Annotated in this window: 10 protein-coding genes and 1 pseudogene; 9 read left to right on the top strand and 2 right to left on the bottom strand. The window is 72.3% G+C overall.

Annotated elements, in window-relative coordinates; genetic code table 11:
• Positions 1–233 precede the first annotated feature (233 nt).
• On the bottom strand, positions 234–2,048 hold the full coding sequence (locus GA0070216_RS03335; RefSeq protein WP_091238475.1) for a beta-N-acetylhexosaminidase: 1,815 nt from the start codon (positions 2,046–2,048) through the stop codon (positions 234–236).
• 312 nt (positions 2,049–2,360) lie between these two features.
• On the opposite strand from GA0070216_RS03335, the gene ppdK reads away from it, so the two are divergent.
• The 6 genes and pseudogenes from ppdK to GA0070216_RS03305 form a co-directional block, all read left to right on the top strand.
• Positions 2,361–5,063 (top strand): pyruvate, phosphate dikinase, encoded by a 2,703-nt coding sequence (ppdK, locus tag GA0070216_RS03330; protein WP_091238472.1) that lies wholly within the window; start codon positions 2,361–2,363, stop codon positions 5,061–5,063.
• 240 nt (positions 5,064–5,303) lie between these two features.
• Positions 5,304–6,617 carry a deoxyguanosinetriphosphate triphosphohydrolase gene (locus tag GA0070216_RS03325; RefSeq protein ID WP_091238468.1) on the top strand — a complete coding sequence of 438 codons (1,314 nt, stop codon included), beginning with the start codon at positions 5,304–5,306 and terminating at the stop codon, positions 6,615–6,617.
• Positions 6,618–6,929: 312 nt separating this feature from the next.
• The gene (locus tag GA0070216_RS03320) at positions 6,930–7,763 is read left to right on the top strand and encodes a siderophore-interacting protein (protein WP_091238464.1); all 834 of its coding nucleotides are present in this window, start codon (positions 6,930–6,932) and stop codon (positions 7,761–7,763) included.
• A 246-nt stretch (positions 7,764–8,009) separates the two neighbouring features.
• Positions 8,010–9,644 (top strand): BCCT family transporter, encoded by a 1,635-nt coding sequence (locus tag GA0070216_RS03315; protein WP_091238460.1) that lies wholly within the window; start codon positions 8,010–8,012, stop codon positions 9,642–9,644.
• Positions 9,645–9,726: 82 nt separating this feature from the next.
• The gene (dnaG, locus tag GA0070216_RS03310; RefSeq protein WP_091238456.1) at positions 9,727–11,610 is read left to right on the top strand and encodes a DNA primase; all 1,884 of its coding nucleotides are present in this window, start codon (positions 9,727–9,729) and stop codon (positions 11,608–11,610) included.
• Positions 11,611–11,909: 299 nt separating this feature from the next.
• A pseudogene (locus tag GA0070216_RS03305) lies at positions 11,910–12,362 on the top strand (hypothetical protein); the annotation flags it as partial.
• Positions 12,363–12,569: 207 nt separating this feature from the next.
• Here the strand turns inward: GA0070216_RS03305 and GA0070216_RS03300 are convergent.
• Positions 12,570–12,794: a flavin reductase gene (locus GA0070216_RS03300; protein WP_245722266.1), complete on the bottom strand. Its 225-nt coding sequence runs from the start codon at positions 12,792–12,794 to the stop codon at positions 12,570–12,572.
• A gap of 463 nt (positions 12,795–13,257) precedes the next feature.
• On the opposite strand from GA0070216_RS03300, the gene GA0070216_RS03295 reads away from it, so the two are divergent.
• The 3 genes from GA0070216_RS03295 to GA0070216_RS03285 all read left to right on the top strand — a co-directional run bounded on the left by GA0070216_RS03295 (position 13,258) and on the right by GA0070216_RS03285 (position 15,503).
• A complete protein-coding gene (locus tag GA0070216_RS03295) occupies positions 13,258–14,061 on the top strand; it encodes a helix-turn-helix domain-containing protein (RefSeq protein WP_245722265.1) in 804 nt (267 codons plus the stop codon).
• Positions 14,052–14,243 (top strand): DUF397 domain-containing protein, encoded by a 192-nt coding sequence (locus tag GA0070216_RS03290; protein WP_091238450.1) that lies wholly within the window; start codon positions 14,052–14,054, stop codon positions 14,241–14,243. Before GA0070216_RS03295 ends, GA0070216_RS03290 begins: the two co-directional genes overlap by 10 nt.
• Before the next feature lie 165 nt (positions 14,244–14,408).
• Positions 14,409–15,503: a YihY/virulence factor BrkB family protein gene (locus GA0070216_RS03285; RefSeq protein ID WP_091238447.1), complete on the top strand. Its 1,095-nt coding sequence runs from the start codon at positions 14,409–14,411 to the stop codon at positions 15,501–15,503.
• Positions 15,504–15,562 lie beyond the last annotated feature (59 nt).

Below are 15,562 nucleotides of genomic sequence, written 5' to 3'. Positions count from 1 at the left end.
GGCTGTGGTCGACAGGTCGACAGGTCGGAGAGCCGCCAGGTCGGACGTCGGTGCGGAGGCCGGCCGGTCGACCCTCCGGCCGGTCGACCCTCCGGCCGGTCGACCCTCCGGCCGGTCGACCCTCCGGCAGGTCGACCCTCCGCCGTGTCGGGGAGCCCGCCGTGTCGGGGAGCCCGCCGGGCCGGAGAGCTGGCAGGGCGGAGCTGGGCGGCGGGTTCGGGAGTGCAGGGTCGTCAGCGGGTGTCGGGGGCGGTGAGGTCTCGGCCGGGTGAGGGCTGGCGGGGGGTGGGATTGCGGTACGTTCCTGCGGTGCCGGGGAGATGCCCGCCGGCTGACGTGGCGGGCCAGGGGATCTCCGGGGACGGGTGGAAGGTGATGCCGGCGGCGTGCCAGCGCGGGCCCTGGCCGGCCAGCCGCTCCCGGAATCCCGTCCAGCTCCGGGTCGACGGCGCGGACCAGGCCAGCTCGGCGAGGGCAGGCAGGCGCGGGAAGAACAGGAACTCGATCTCGGTCAACGAGGTCACCGACTCGGTCCAGAGCGGTGCCTCCACGCCGAGCACCGCCTCCGCCGGCACGTCGGCGAGGTGGGTCGCTGGGTCCCAGTGGTACGCCCGGTGCACGTCGATCAGGCCCGCCCAGTCGTGTCCGAGCGGAGTGTCCGGCGCGTACTTCATGTCCAGGTATGCGTGGTTGCCGGGGGAGAGGATCAGCCGGGCGCCCCGCCGTACCGCCTCGGCCACGGTCGGGTCGTCGCCGTTCGTGCCCCACCACTGGAGCACCCGTCCGTCGACCTGCCCGGCGGGGGCGATCTGGTGCCACCCGACCACGGTCCGGCCGAGCCCGGCGACGATCCGCTGCACCCGCTCCACGAAACCGGTGTACGCCACACCCTTGACCTTGAACGCCTCGTCACCACCGATGTGCAGCCACGGCCCGGGAGTCAGCGCGGCCACCTCACCGAGCACGTCGGCGACGAAGTCGTACGTCCGCTCGTCGGTGGGGTCGACGTAGCTGAAGCCGACGTCGGTGCCGGTGTACGGCGGCGGCGCGACCTTGTCCGGCGCCAGCTCCGGGTAGGCGACCAGCGCCGCGTTGGTGTGGCCGGGCAGGTCCACCTCGGGTACGACGGTGACGTGTCGTCGGGCGGCGTACCCGACGATGCGCCGGTAGTCGGCGGCGGTGTACCAGGCACTGGGGCCACCACCCACCCCGGTGCTCCCGCCGACGGCGGTCAGCCGGGGCCAGGAGTCGACGGCGATCCGCCAGCCCTGGTCGTCAGTGAGGTGCAGGTGCAGGTGGTTGAGCTTGTACCGGGCCAGGTGGTCGATCACCCGGCACACGTCGTCGACGGTGAAGAAGTGCCGCGCCACGTCGAGCATCGCGCCCCGGTAGGGGAAGCGGGGCCGGTCGACGATCGTGCCGCCGGGCACCACCCAACGCTCGGCCACCGGGGTCCGGCTCTCCACGGCCGTCGGCAGCAGTTGCCGCAGCGTCTGTACGCCGTGGAAGAGGCCGTTCGCGGTGCCGGCGGTGATGCGTACCGCGTCGACGTCGACGTCGAGCCGGTACTCCTCCTCCGCCCACTCCCGCACCGCCGTGGACCCGCGCGGCGCGGTCGCGGCCAGGGTCAGCACCAGTGCGCCCGGGGCGGCGGGCAGGTCGGTGACCGGCAGCGGAAGGCCGGTGGCGGGGCGCAGCAGCTCCGCGAGCTGTGCGGCGACGTCCCGGGCGGCCGGGTCGGCGCTCACCCGTACCGCCGCGTCGGCCGGGAGGACGAAGTTCGCGGCCGGGCGCGGCGTGACCGACGCGGGTGCCGGCACCACGTCGCCCAGCCCGATCGTCGGCCGGGTGAGCAGCCGGTCGGCGGCCTCGGCGGCGCTGCCCGCCAGCACTGCCGCCGCCGGCTCCTCCGCCGTGATCAGCACGCTCGCGGCCAGGTCGGGCGTGGCCGGCTCGCTGGGGGTCAGGCCGGCCGTGGTCGGGACGTCGGCGGCCGGGTCTGGCTGCTCGGGGACGGGGGTGACGCCGGCATGTGGGGTGAGCGACACGGGGCAGCTCCCGGGGTGTATTCGCGAGGGATATGGCAAAGGTCAGGTTTGACGGGACCGGCGACGTCAAGAGTACGGCGAGGAAGCGGAATTGCGTGATCGTGCGCATGGAAGCGTTCCCAGAAACCGTCGCGAACGCGGATAGTCGTGATGGCTGTGCCTATTGTCACCGAACGGTCCCAGGCCGCCCGATGTTCGCTTAACCTTCGCCCACCGAACGCTGACCAGGCCGGATTGCCGGAGGTTGGCCCGGGGTAGGTCAGAACTGAACCTTCGTTAAGTGTCAATTCCGGCGCGCGTGGGAGGCTTCTGGTGGCAGCGCACGAGACGGATAAGTACGTCTACGACTTCGCCGAGGGAAACAGGGATCTCAAGGACCTGCTCGGTGGAAAGGGTGCCAATCTCGCCGAGATGACCAATCTCGGCCTGCCGGTGCCACCCGGGTTCACCATCACCACCGAGGCCTGCAAGGCGTACCTGGCGACCGGGCGGGAGCCGGACGGGCTGGCCGGGCAGATCGAGGCCCACCTGGAGGCTCTGGAACGCGAGATGGGCCGCCGCCTCGGTGACCCGGACGACCCGCTGCTGGTCTCGGTACGCTCCGGCGCCCGGTTCTCGATGCCCGGCATGATGGAGACCGTCCTCAACGTCGGCCTCAACGACCACAGCGTCGTCGGCCTGAGCAGCCAGGCCGGGGGCAACGACCGGTTCGCCTGGGACTCCTACAGGCGGCTGATCCAGATGTTCGGCAAGACCGTGTGCGAGGTGCCGGGCGAGGAGTTCGCGCACGCCCTCGACGAGGCCAAGCGCGCCAAGGGCAGCACCGACGACCTGGACCTGGACGCCGACGACCTGCGCGGGCTGGTCGAGGCGTACAAGAAGATCTTTGCCGGGCACACCGGGCGGGAGTTCCCGCAGGAGCCACGTGAGCAGCTCGACCTGGCCATCCGGGCGGTGTTCGAGTCGTGGAACGCCGAGCGGGCGATCCTCTACCGCCGCCAGGAGCGCATCCCGGCCGACCTGGGCACCGCGGTCAACGTGGTGACGATGGTCTTCGGCAACCTCGGTCCCGACTCCGGCACCGGGGTCGCCTTCACCCGCGACCCGGGCAGCGGCGCGCAGGGCATCTACGGCGACTACCTGGCCAACGCCCAGGGTGAGGACGTCGTCGCCGGCATCCGCAACACCGTGCCGTTGCAGGAGCTGGAGCAGCTCGACCCGAAGTCCTACCACCAGCTGCTCGACATCATGGCCCGGCTGGAGGGGCACTACCAGGATCTCTGCGACATCGAGTTCACCATCGAACGGGGCAAGCTCTGGATGCTCCAGACCCGGGTGGGCAAGCGCACCGCCGCCGCCGCGTTCGTCATCGCCGGACAGCTCGTCGACGAGGGCCTGATCGACCTGGACGAGGCGCTGCACCGGGTCAACGGGGCGCAGCTCGCCCAGTTGATGTTCCCCCGCTTCCAGCTCGACCACGACTTCGTGCCGGTCGCCCGGGGCATCGGCGCCTCCCCGGGGGCCGCCTCCGGCACGGTGGTCTTCACCTCCGCCCGCGCGGTCGAGTTGGCCGCCGAGGGCCGGTCGGTGATCCTGGTCCGTCGGGAGACCAACCCCGACGACCTCAACGGCATGATCGCCGCCCAGGGCATCCTCACCTCGCGCGGCGGCAAGACCAGCCACGCCGCCGTGGTGGCCCGGGGGATGGGCAAGACCTGCGTCTCCGGGGCCGACGAGATCGAGGTGAACGTGCCGGCGAAGCGGTTCACCGTCGGCGGGCACACCGTCGGTGAGGGTGACGTCATCTCCATCGACGGCACCACCGGCAGGGTCTACCTGGGCGAGGTGCCGGTCATGCCGTCCGAGGTGGTGCAGTACTTCGAGGGCAGCCTCGACCCGGCGCACGTCGACAACGCGCTGGTCCGGGCCGTACACCGGATCATGACGCACGCCGACGACCGGCGGCGGCTGGCCGTGCGGACGAACGCCGACACCGGGGCGGACGCGGCCCGGGCCCGGCGGTTCGGCGCCGAGGGCATCGGCCTGTGCCGCACCGAGCACATGTTCCTCGGCGATCGGCGGGAGCTGGTCGAACGACTGATCCTCGCGGCCACCGACACCGACCGCACCGACGCCCTCGCCGCTCTGCTGCCCCTGCAGCGCCAGGACTTCGTGGAGATCTTCCGCGAGATGGACGGCCTGCCCGTCACCGTCCGGCTGATCGACCCGCCGCTGCACGAGTTCCTGCCCCCGCTGGAACAGCTCGCGGTCAACGTCGCGGTCGCCCAGGAACGCGGCGAGGACGTCGCCAAGGAGGAGGCGCTGCTCGCCGCCGTCCGGCGGATGCACGAGGAGAACCCGATGCTCGGCCTGCGCGGCGTGCGCCTCGGCCTGGTCATCCCCGGCCTGTTCGCGATGCAGGTCCGGGCGATCGCCGAGGCCGCCGTCGCGGTCACCCGCGACGGCGGCGCGGCCCGCCCGGAGATCATGGTCCCGCTGGTCGGCGCGGTCCAGGAGCTGGAGACGGTACGCGCCGAGGCCGAAAAGATCATCGCCGAGGTGGTCGGGGACAGCGGGGTCGAGGTGCTGATCGGCACCATGATCGAGGTGCCTCGGGCGGCGCTGACCGCCGGGCAGATCGCCGAGGCGGCGCAGTTCTTCTCCTTCGGCACCAACGACCTCACCCAGATGGCCTGGGGCTTCTCCCGCGACGACGTCGAGGGCGCGTTCTTCTGGCGCTACCTGGAGCTGGGCATCTTCGGCATCTCCCCGTTCGAGTCGATCGACCGCGACGGGGTCGGCCGGCTGATCCGGATCGCCGCCGAGGAGGGCCGGGCCGCCCGCCCCGGGCTGAAGCTCGGCATCTGCGGCGAACACGGCGGCGACCCCGACTCGGTGCACTTCTTCCACGAGGTGGGGCTGGACTACGTCTCCTGCTCGCCGTTCCGGGTGCCGGTCGCCCGGCTGGAAGCCGGCCGGGCCGCCATCGAGACCACCGGCTCGGACAGCCGCTGACCACCCGCCACGGTCACCCGGCGGTGGCCCCACCGGCCGCCGCCGGTGCGTGCGCTGTCCGGCGCGGTGCGGCGTAACCTGGGCTCTCCCGCGACCTTGGGGTACGACGGTGAAGGGGTGGCCGGATGACCAGCGGCTGGGTGAGCGTGACCGTCGATGCCGGCCGGCCCGGAACCGGCACGATCATGCTGGCCGGACCCGGGGGCGACGAGTTCCCCGTGCTGCGGCGGCGGGGCTGAGATGCCCGCCGAACCCGCCGCCGGGGGGCACTTCACTGCCGGGACGCGCTCCACCGCCGGGGAGCCCTCCGATGCGCAACGGTGGGTCGCGGAGACGCCGAAGGACACCGGCCACGGCCGGTCCCCGTACGAGCGGGACCGGGCCCGGGTGCTGCACTCGGCGGCCTTCCGCCGGCTCGCCGCGAAGACCCAGGTGCACGTGGCCGGCACCGACGACTTCCTGCGTACCCGGCTGACCCACTCGCTGGAGGTGGCTCAGATCGCCCGGGAGATGGGTGCCCGGCTCGGCTGCGACCCGGATCTGGTGGACGCCGCCGGGCTGGCCCACGACCTCGGGCACCCGCCCTTCGGGCACAACGGCGAGGACACCCTGGACGGGCTCGCCGCGTCCTGCGGCGGCTTCGAGGGCAACGCGCAGACGCTGCGGGTGCTGACCCGGCTGGAAGCCAAGGTGCTCGCCCCGGACGGCAGTTCCGCCGGGCTCAACCTCACCCGGGCCGCGCTCGACGCGGTCAGCAAGTACCCGTGGCCGCGCCGCCCCGGGCTGCGCAAGTTCGGCGTGTACGGCGACGACCGCCCGGTCTTCGACTGGCTACGCGCCGGCAGCCCCACCGCCCCCGACCTGCCTGCCGTCGACCCGTTCGGTGGGGCCCGCCGGTGCCTGGAGGCGCAGGTGATGGACTGGGCCGACGACGTGGCGTACTCGGTGCACGACGTCGAGGACGGCATCCACGGCGGCTACGTCTCGCTGCGCCCACTCCTCGACGACCCGGCCGAGCGGGCGGCGCTCTGCGTCGACGTGGCCGCCGTCTACTCCGGGGAGTCCCCGGCCGACCTCGAAGGGGTGCTGGTCGAACTGCTCGCCGATCCGGTGCTCACCCCGCTGGCCGGGTACGACGGCAGCCACCGGGCGCAGGTCGCGCTCAAGGCCACCACCAGCGTGCTCACCGGCCGGTTCGTGGCGACCGTGGTGGGGGCGACCCGGGAGCGCTTCGGCCCCGGCCCGCACCACCGGTACGCCGCCGACCTGGTGGTGCCGCGCCGGATCAGGGCGCAGTGTGCGCTGCTCAAGGGCATCGCCTGGCGGTACGTGATGTGCCGTCCGGACGCCCGCACCCGCTACCAACGTCAGCGGGAAGTCCTCACCGAACTGGTCACCGCGCTCACCGACCGCGCCCCGCAAGCCCTGGACCCGGTCTTCGCCCCCCTGTGGCGAGAGGCCGAGGACGACCCCGCCCGCCTCCGCGTGATCATCGACCAGGTCGCCTCCCTCACCGACCCCGCCGCCCTGACCTGGCACACCCACCTCACCTGACCCCTCCCACCCACCCCACCCTGCCCCGACTCACCCCACCCCTGCTTACCCGCCCCGCCCCCGCCCCCGGCCCCGGACTGGCTCGCCCCGCCGCCCTCGCCTCGCCCCGCCCCGCCTCGCCTCGCCCCGCCTCGCCCCGCCCCGCCCCGCCCCGCCCCGCCCCGCCCCGCCCCGGTGATCAAGAGGTTTGCGTCATGGTTGATCTTCAAATTGACCTAAACCTCTTGATCACCGGGGCGGGGCAGGCGGCGGGGGCGGGCGAGGGCGGGGGGAGGGTGGGGGAGGGTGGGAAGTTAGGGTAGCCTTAGCGGTATGGCGGAGCGGTCCAGGTTGGTTACGTCGGCACGGGTGGTACGGGTGGGGCGGCCCACGCCGCATCTGGTGCGGCTCGTGCTCGGTGGGGAAGAGTTGGCCGGGCTGCCCGTGGGGGAGTTCACCGACCACTACATCAAGCTGGTCTTTCCGCCGCCCGGCGTGGACCTGCCGAGGCCGCTGGACCTGGCGGCGATCAAGCGGGACCTGCCCCGCGAGCAGTGGCCCCGGTTGCGGGCGTACACCGTGCGGGCCTGGGACGCGGCGGCCGGGGAGATGACGGTCGACGTGGTGCACCACGGGGACGTGGGGCTGGCCGGCCCCTGGGCGGCCCGGCTGCGCCCCGGCGACGAGGTGCTGTTCGTCGGCCCTGGTGGGGCGTACGCGCCGGATCCGACGGCGGACTGGCACCTGCTGGTGGGCGACGAGAGTGCGCTGCCGGCGATCGGCGCTGCGGTGGAGCGGCTGCCCGAGGGCGCCCTCGCTGTCGTCCTGGTCGAGGTCGCCGACCGGGCCGAGGAGCAGCCGCTGCGCAGTCCCGGTGCGATGACGCTGACCTGGCTGCACCGGGGCGACCGGCCGGTCGGCGAGGCACTGGTCGCGGCGGTGCGTGAGCTGGAGTTCCCGCCCGGTCGGGTGCACGCCTTCGTGCACGGCGAGGCCACCTTCGTCAAGGAGCTGCGGCGGCTGTTGCGGGTGGAGCGGTCGGTGCCCCGGGAGGCGCTGTCCATCTCCGGCTACTGGCGGCAGGGCATGGACGACGAGGGCTGGCGTTCCACCAAGCAGGACTGGAACCAGCAGGTCGAGGCCGAGGAAGCCGCCACCGTCGGCTGATTCCACCGACCGGTGTTCGTCGGTCGGGTGCCACCCCGCCGGTTGGCGGTGGCCCGGGGTGCGGGTGTGGTCGTGGCACAGTGCTGGTCTCCACGGCGGTGCTCTTCGTGGCGGTCGTGGCCGCTCTCCCCGGTCCCCCCAGCAGCGGCGAGGAGTGGCGGTCGTGGCCGCTCGCGGGGGTCTCCGCAGCGGTGAGAAGTGGCGATATCCGTCGCGCCTGCCGGGTGGGGGCCAGACGATGTGACCATGGGAAGACAGGAACGGACGGCGGCGACCCGCAGACCCGATCCGGTGGTGCTCGCGCTGAGCCTGGGTGGCGTGCTGGCCGTGGTGGTCTGGGGGGTGACCGCCCGCGACTCGCTCGCCTCGTTCGGTGAGTCCGGACTCGCCTGGGTGATCGGCACCTTCGGCTGGTTCTTCGTCGTCGCGGCCGATGCCTTCCTGGTGCTCGCGGTGGTGCTCGCGGCCTCCCGCTACGGCCGGATCCGGCTGGGTGCCGACGACGACGAGCCCGAGTTCAGCACGTTGGCCTGGGTGGCCATGATGTTCAGCGCCGGGATGGGGATCGGCCTGGTCTTCTTCGCGGTGGCCGAGCCGATCCAGCACTACGCCACCCCGCCACCGGGCACCGGCATCGAGGCGCAGACGCCGGCCGCCGGGGCGGCGGCGATGCGGTACACGCTCTTCCACTGGACGCTGCACCCGTGGGGGATCTACGCGATCGCTGCGCTCGCCCTGGCCTACTCGACCTTCCGCAAGGGGCGGGACAACCGCGTCTCGGCCGCCTTCCGTCCACTGCTCGGGGCACGGGCCGACGGCCTGGCAGGGCGGTGCGTGGATCTGCTGGCGGTCTTCGCCACCGTGTTCGGTTCGGCGACCAGTCTGGGGCTCGGTGCCCTCCAGGTGGCCGCCGGCCTGAACCTGGTGGGAGGCGTACGGGACACCAGGGCGGTGGAGCTGATCGTGATCGGCGCGCTCACCCTGGCCTTCGTCCTGTCCGCCTTCTCCGGCCTGCACCGGGGGGTGAAGTGGCTCTCCACCGTCAACGTGATGCTGGCCGTACTGTTGATGGCGTTCGTGTTCGTGGTCGGCCCGACCATCTACACGCTGGAGGTGCTGCCGGCCTCCGTCGGGGACTATCTGAGCAGCCTGATCTTCATGTCCACCCGGACCGGCGCCTTCTCCGATCCGTCCTGGCTGGCTGCCTGGACGATCTTCTACTGGGCGTGGTGGATCTCCTGGGCCCCGTTCGTGGGTACCTTCATCGCCCGGATCTCCCGGGGTCGTACCATCCGACAGTTCCTGGTGGGGGTGCTGCTCGTGCCCAGCGGGGCCAGCGCGATCTGGTTCGCGGTGCTGGGCGGTAGCGCGCTGCGGGCCCAGGCCACCGGCACCCGGGATCTGGTCGCGGACGTGGGCAGGGGAAGTGAGCAGGCGCTGTTCGGTCTGCTGGAGGTGTTGCCGCTGACGACGTTGACCAGCGTGCTCGCCATGATCCTCATCGGGCTCTACTTCGTGACCAGTGCCGACTCGGCGTCCCTGGTGCTCGGCTCGCTGACCTCCGGCGGCGCGCTGCGCCCGCATCGGCTGCTGGTGGTGACCTGGGGTGTGCTGATCGGCGCGGTGGCCGGCGCGCTGCTGCTCGCCGGCGGGCTGTCCGCCCTGCAACAGGCGACGATCATGGTGGCGCTGCCGTTCGTGGTGGTGATGCTCGGCCTGGCCGTGGCGTTGCTGCGTGACCTGGCCCGGGACCCGGCCGTCAGCCCGCAGGTGGGTCGGGGGCAGCGGTCCGGGCTGGCCGCCGCCGTGCGGGCCGCCCGGTCGTACGAGGAGGAGAACCCGCCACCGGTGACGCGGTGGCTGCATCGGCGTGCCCCGTGAGCGGGTGCCGGCAGGGTGGGCCACCGGGCGTCCCCCGGGCGGGGGATCGTCGGCGCGGCAGGGCAGGATGTAGCCCGAGGAGGTGGCGTCGGTGGCTGGCCGGATCAGGGACGAGGACATCGCGTTGGTCCGCGAGCGGACCTCCATCGCGGAGGTCATCTCGGACACGGTGACCCTCAAGTCGGCCGGTGGTGGCAACCTCAAGGGCCTCTGCCCGTTCCACGACGAGAAGAGCCCGTCGTTCAACGTCTCGCCGGCCCGCAACGTCTTCTACTGCTTCGGCTGCGGGGTCGGCGGCGACGCGATCAAGTTCCTGATGGACGCGGAGCATCTCACCTTCATCGAGTCCGTCGAGCGGCTCGCCGACCGGGTCGGCATCCAGCTGCGCTACGTCGAGGGTGACCAGGCCGCGCCCCGGGCCCGACCGCAGCAGGGACAGAAGCAGCGGCTGGTGGCCGCGCACGCCGCCGCCGTGGAGTTCTACCAGTCGCAGCTCAGCACGGCCGGGGCCCGCCCGGCCCGGGAGTTCCTGGCCCGTCGCGGCTTCGACCGGGCCGCCGCGCAGCGGTACGGCTGCGGCTTCGCCCCGGACGCCTGGGACCTGCTCACCAAGCACCTGCGCCAGCAGGGGTTCAGCCACGACGAGCTGGTCACCGGCGGGCTGTCCCGCCCGTCCCGCTCGGGCACCCTGATCGACCGGTTCCGGCGTCGGCTGATGTGGCCGATCCGGGACATCGCCGGGGACGTGATCGGCTTCGGGGCGCGGAAACTCTTCGACGACGACGACGGCCCGAAATACCTGAACACCCCCGAGACGCCGATCTACAAGAAGTCGCACGTCCTCTACGGCATCGACCAGGCCAAGCGGGAGATCGCCAAGCAGGGCCGGGTGGTCGTCGTCGAGGGCTACACCGACGTGATGGCCTGCCACCTGGCCGGGGTCCCCACCGCCGTGGCGACCTGCGGCACCGCCTTCGGCACCGACCACATCGCCGTGCTGCGCCGGCTGCTGCTCGACACCGACGCGGTGGCCGGTGAGGTCATCTTCACCTTCGACGGGGACGCCGCCGGTCAGAAGGCCGCGCTGCGTGCCTTCGAGGACGACCAGCGCTTCGTCGGGCGTACCTTCATCGCGGTCAGTCCGGACAACATGGACCCGTGCGACCTGCGGTTGGCAAAGGGTGACCTGGCGATCCGCGACCTGGTGGCCCGCCGCGAGCCGCTTGTCGACTTCGCCCTCCGGCACGTGATCAACCGCTACGACCTGGACACGGTGGACGGCCGGGTGGAGGCGATGCGCCGGGCCGCGCCCCTGGTTGCCAAGATCAAGGACCGGGAGAAGCGCCCCGAGTACGTCCGCAAGCTCGCCGGTGACCTCGGCATGGAGATCGAGCCGGTGCAGCGGGCGGTGCTGGCCGCCGCCCACGCTCCCGGCGAACGGGAGGCCGCCGCCCCGCCCCGGGGTCGGGCCCGCCCGGCCACGCCCGCCGGGGACAGTCCGGAGTCGATGGTCGAGCGGGAGGCGTTGAAGCTCGCCCTCCAGGAGCCGGTCCTCGCCGGGCCGATGTTCGACGCGGTCGAGGCCGTGGAATACCGGCACCCGGTGCACGTGGCGGTCCGTACGGCGATCGCGGCGGCCGGCGGGGTGGCGACGGCGGCCGGCGGCGCGGTGTGGATCGAGGCGGTCCGGGACGCCTGCGAGGACCTGGCCGCCCAGGCGCTCGTCGGTGAGCTGGCTGTGGAGCCCCTGCGGCTCGACGGCGAACCCGACCCGAGGTACGTCTCCAGCACCCTCGCCCAGTTGCAGTGGGGCTCGGTGACCGCCCGGATCAGGGACCTCAAGTCCAAGATCCAGCGGATCAACCCGGTCAACCAGAAGGACGAGTACTTCGCCCTCTTCGGGGAACTGCTCTCGCTGGAACAGCACGCGCGGGCCCTGCGCGAGCAGGCCGCAGGAGGACTCTGATGGGACTGTTCGGCCGCAAACCCAAGCTGCCGCCCGCCGCCCGCCCCGCGCTGGCCGCCGGTGAACGGGTGCTTGCCTGGGCCGCCGTCGGCACACCGACCGCCGCCGGCAGCGCCGGCGCACCGGCCGCCGCTCCTGCCCGCGCGTCGGCAGGGGGCGACGACGAGGGTACGGCCACCCGTGCCGGCGCGGCGGCAGCTGCCAGCAGCGGCGAGGACGCCCCGGACGCTGTCGGCGACGGTGCTTCGGCAGGCGTGGGCGACGGTGCCTCGGCAGGCGTCGACGGCGGGGGGAGCACCTCAGCGCCGGCGGGTGCCGGTGGCGGGGTGCTGGTGGCCACCAACCTCGGGCTCTGGCTGCCCGGCCGGGGGGAGCGGCTGGGCTGGCACGACATCCTCAAGGCCGTCTGGTCCGGGCGGGAGCTGACCGTCACGGTGGCGGAGACGGTCGCCGAGCGGGACGGCTACCAGGTGGTCGCCGACCGTCCCGTCGAGACGTACCTGCTGCTCGATCCGGGGGACCTGCCGCACCAGGTGCGCGCGCGGGTGACCCGCTCGGTGGCGTACACCCAGCAGCACGCGGTGCCCGGCGGCTCAGGCCGGATCGCGGCCCGGCGGGTGGCCGGGGCGGACGGTCTGACCTGGACGGTCCGCTACGACCCCGGCACCCCGGTCGACGCCGACGGGGTACGCGCCGAGACCGACCAACTCGTCGCCGCCGCCCGCGCCGCCACCGCCCCCGCCGACCTCTGACCCGGAACGGGTGCCGCCCCGCGCGGTCGCTGGACGCGTTCGCACCTGCGACGACAGGGCGGGTATCAAAGCGAAGCCGACACCGCTCCACCACTGAGTTGATCACGGCGCTGCGAACCCGGACCCGGGTAGATCTTGGTAATAAACGGCCGCCAGAGGGGCCGAAATCCTCCAAGATCTCAGTCGCTCGGCCTCGAACCGGTCAGGTCATCGGGCTCGCGCCCAGGTGACGATGCGTGCGGTCAGGTCGGGTGGCGTGACGCCGTCGTGCAGGGTGGCGAGGTCGCTCATCGCCTCGCCCAGCAGGGTGCCCAGGTAGAACAACAGGGCGGTGCGATCCTCGCGGTACTCCCCGAGCAGCGCCAGTCGGGCCGGCGAGCACGGCCAGGCTGCCCCGCACACCCGGCAACGCCAGGAGGGGCGGGCAGCCACATGCGGGCGGTACCGGGGCATCAGCGCGGCCCTGACCCGTGACCGCCCGACCCGTGGCCGCCCGACCCGCCGTGCCCTGGTCCACCCTGGTCAGCTCTGCCGTGGGCCGCTCTGCGGTGGTCCGGTCCGCTGTGGCTGGTTCCGTCGTGGCTCGGTCTGGCGTGGGCCGGTCTATTGTGGGCCGGTCCGCCAGGTCGCGGGCTGTGGCACCGCGAGAGTGCGGAGCGCGGCCGGAGCAGCAGTCGCATGGTCGAGCCTCCGTCGAGAGTGGAGGGGAGCGCCCGCCGACGTCGTCACCGGCGGACGCTCCCGGCCTGGTTCCGCCCGCCGTCCGATCCCGGGAGCGGTCCCGCTGAGTGACAGTCTGTAGATGTCTCGGCTACGGTGGGGGATTCGCCGTGCCGACGGCCGGGGCGTGGGCCGGCCGGCTCCGGGTGGTACGAGGATGTACGGAGGCTGTCTGGTGGAGCACTCGTCGATGCTGGACCACTTCGCGGAGGAGATGCGGCTCGCGCGGGCCGCCCACGGCATGTCCCAGGCGACGCTGGCCGAGGCGCTGAGCTATTCGGGCGCGCTGGTGGCCAAGGTGGAGACCTGCGAGCGCCGGCCGAGTCTGGACTTCGCGCGTCGCTGCGACACGGTGTTCACCACCGACGGCCGGTTCGAGCGCATCCAGAAGCGGATCAGCCGGGAAACCGTGGTGCCCTGGTTTCGCGACTGGGCGGGCATCGAGCAGGAAGCCACTGCGCTGCGCACATTCGAACCGCTCTGCGTGCCGGGGCTGTTGCAGACCGAGGCTTATGCTCACGCGCTACTCTCCGGCGGCGGACTGTTCGCCCCTGACGAGATCGAGCACCACGTGACGACCCGCCTGGATCGCCAGGCGATACTCCACCGGGAGCGGCCACCTCTATTCACCGCCGTAATCGACGAGCACGTGCTGCATCGCTGCATCGGAGGGCCGGAACTGATGCGCGAGCAATTGCTTCATCTGGTGAAGGTTGGCTCGACGCTACCTCGGGTTCGAATCCAGGTGGTGCCGATGGCGGCTGGGGCATACGTGGGGCTCGGCGGACCCTTCGTGCTTGCCTCGTCACAGCACGCAGAGGACCTTGTCTACCTCGCGGGACAGCGTCATGGGCAGGTGATCGACCGGACCGACTACGTGCGGCAGATGGTCGAGGTGTGGGAGTCGATCCGTGGTGAGGCACTATCGCAGCAGCAGTCCCTCGAACTGATGGCGGAAGTGGCAGAGACATGGACCTGAGCGACGCCCGATGGCGTAAGAGCACTCGTAGCGGCCCGGATGGCGGAAACTGCGTCGAGGTGGCGGACAACCTGTCCGGCGTGGTGATCGTGCGGGATTCCAAGGACCCGAGTGGGCCGGTACTGGCCTTTGATCCGTACGCCTGGCGCGCATTCGTCGCCGGAATGACCAGGAGGTCATAGCGGGGTCACCTGAGCCCCGGAACGATCGAGTGGCTTCGTCACCGCAGCACGCCCGGCCGTAGGGAGGCGCTATCCCATCGTCGCCCCTGTTGCTGGTCGGGGTTAGTCGGCGGCTTCGGCGGGGCATGTCGGAGGGCGACATCCGCAGATCCCCGAGGAGGGGCGATGGCCTCCGACGAGACCCACGCCGACCGCGACGACGCGGGCACCGTGACCGCAGCCCGGCACGACCGGGACCGGTCCGGTGAACGGCGCTCCGGTGAGCGGCGGGAGGCGGACGCGCGTACCCGGCCGGTCGGTCCCGACGACGGCCCGGACAGCCCCACCGACCTGCCCCGTGCGGACTGGAAGGCGGCGCTCAAGCGCACCGGACGGGAGTTCCAGGAGGACAGCCTGACCGACTGGGCCGCCGCGCTGACCTACTACGGGGTGCTGTCGATCTTCCCCGGGATGCTGGTGCTGCTCTCGATCCTCGGTCTGCTCGGCGAGCGGGCCACCAGCGGGGTCCGGGACACGGTCGGTCAGGTGGTGCCGGAGGAGAACATCCGCACCATCATCGAGACCGCGATCGACCAGGCCGGCCAGTCGGGTGGGCTGGCCAGCGTCGCCGCGATCATCGGTCTGGTCGCCGCCTTCTGGTCGGCCTCCGGCTACGTGGGCGCGTTCATGCGTGCCTCGAACAGCATCTACGACGTGCCGGAGGGGCGGCCGGTGTGGAAGACGCTGCCGATCCGGCTCGGGGTGACCGCCCTGGTGGGTGTGCTGCTGCTCGCCGCCGCGGTGATCGTGGTCTTCACCGGCGGCCTCGCCGAGCAGGTCGGCAGCGCGATCGGGCTCGGCTCCACGGCGGTGACGGTGTGGAACATCGCCAAGTGGCCGGTGCTGCTGGTGCTGGTCAGCCTGATGTTCGCCATCCTCTACTGGGCGTCGCCCAACGCCCGGCACGGCGGTTTCCGCTGGGTCAGCCCGGGAGGCGTGCTGGCGGTGCTGCTGTGGCTGCTCGTCTCCGGCCTCTTCGCCCTGTACGTGAGCAACTTCGGGTCCTACAACAAGACCTACGGCGCGCTGGCCGGCGTGATCATCTTCCTGATCTGGCTCTGGCTGAGCAACCTCGCGATCCTGCTGGGTGCCGAGTTCGACGCCGAGCTGGAGCGGGGCCGGGCGATCTCCGCCGGCCACGACCCCGACGAGGAGCCGTACGTCGAGCTGCGCGACGACCGCAAGCTGCGCAAGAAGCGCAACGCCGCCCCCGGCCGCTGAGGCGTCCGGCCGCGTTCCCGCGCCGCTCGCCGCCCGCCATGCCGCACCCGCCCCGCCAC

The organism is Micromonospora matsumotoense (assembly GCF_900091525.1).
GTDB classification, from domain to species: domain Bacteria; phylum Actinomycetota; class Actinomycetes; order Mycobacteriales; family Micromonosporaceae; genus Micromonospora; species Micromonospora matsumotoensis.
This window is presented reverse-complemented; position numbering and strand designations above follow the sequence as displayed.

Bases quoted from the DNA above. Each gene is read 5' to 3' on its own strand.
- GA0070216_RS03325 (WP_091238468.1), top strand. From the start codon at position 5,304: ATGCCCGCCGAACCCGCCGCCGGGGGGCACTTCACTGCCGGGACGCGC.
- GA0070216_RS03320 (WP_091238464.1), top strand. From the start codon at position 6,930: ATGGCGGAGCGGTCCAGGTTGGTTACGTCGGCACGGGTGGTACGGGTG.
- GA0070216_RS03315 (WP_091238460.1), top strand. From the start codon at position 8,010: ATGGGAAGACAGGAACGGACGGCGGCGACCCGCAGACCCGATCCGGTG.
- GA0070216_RS03290 (WP_091238450.1), top strand. From the start codon at position 14,052: ATGGACCTGAGCGACGCCCGATGGCGTAAGAGCACTCGTAGCGGCCCG.
- GA0070216_RS03285 (WP_091238447.1), top strand. From the start codon at position 14,409: ATGGCCTCCGACGAGACCCACGCCGACCGCGACGACGCGGGCACCGTG.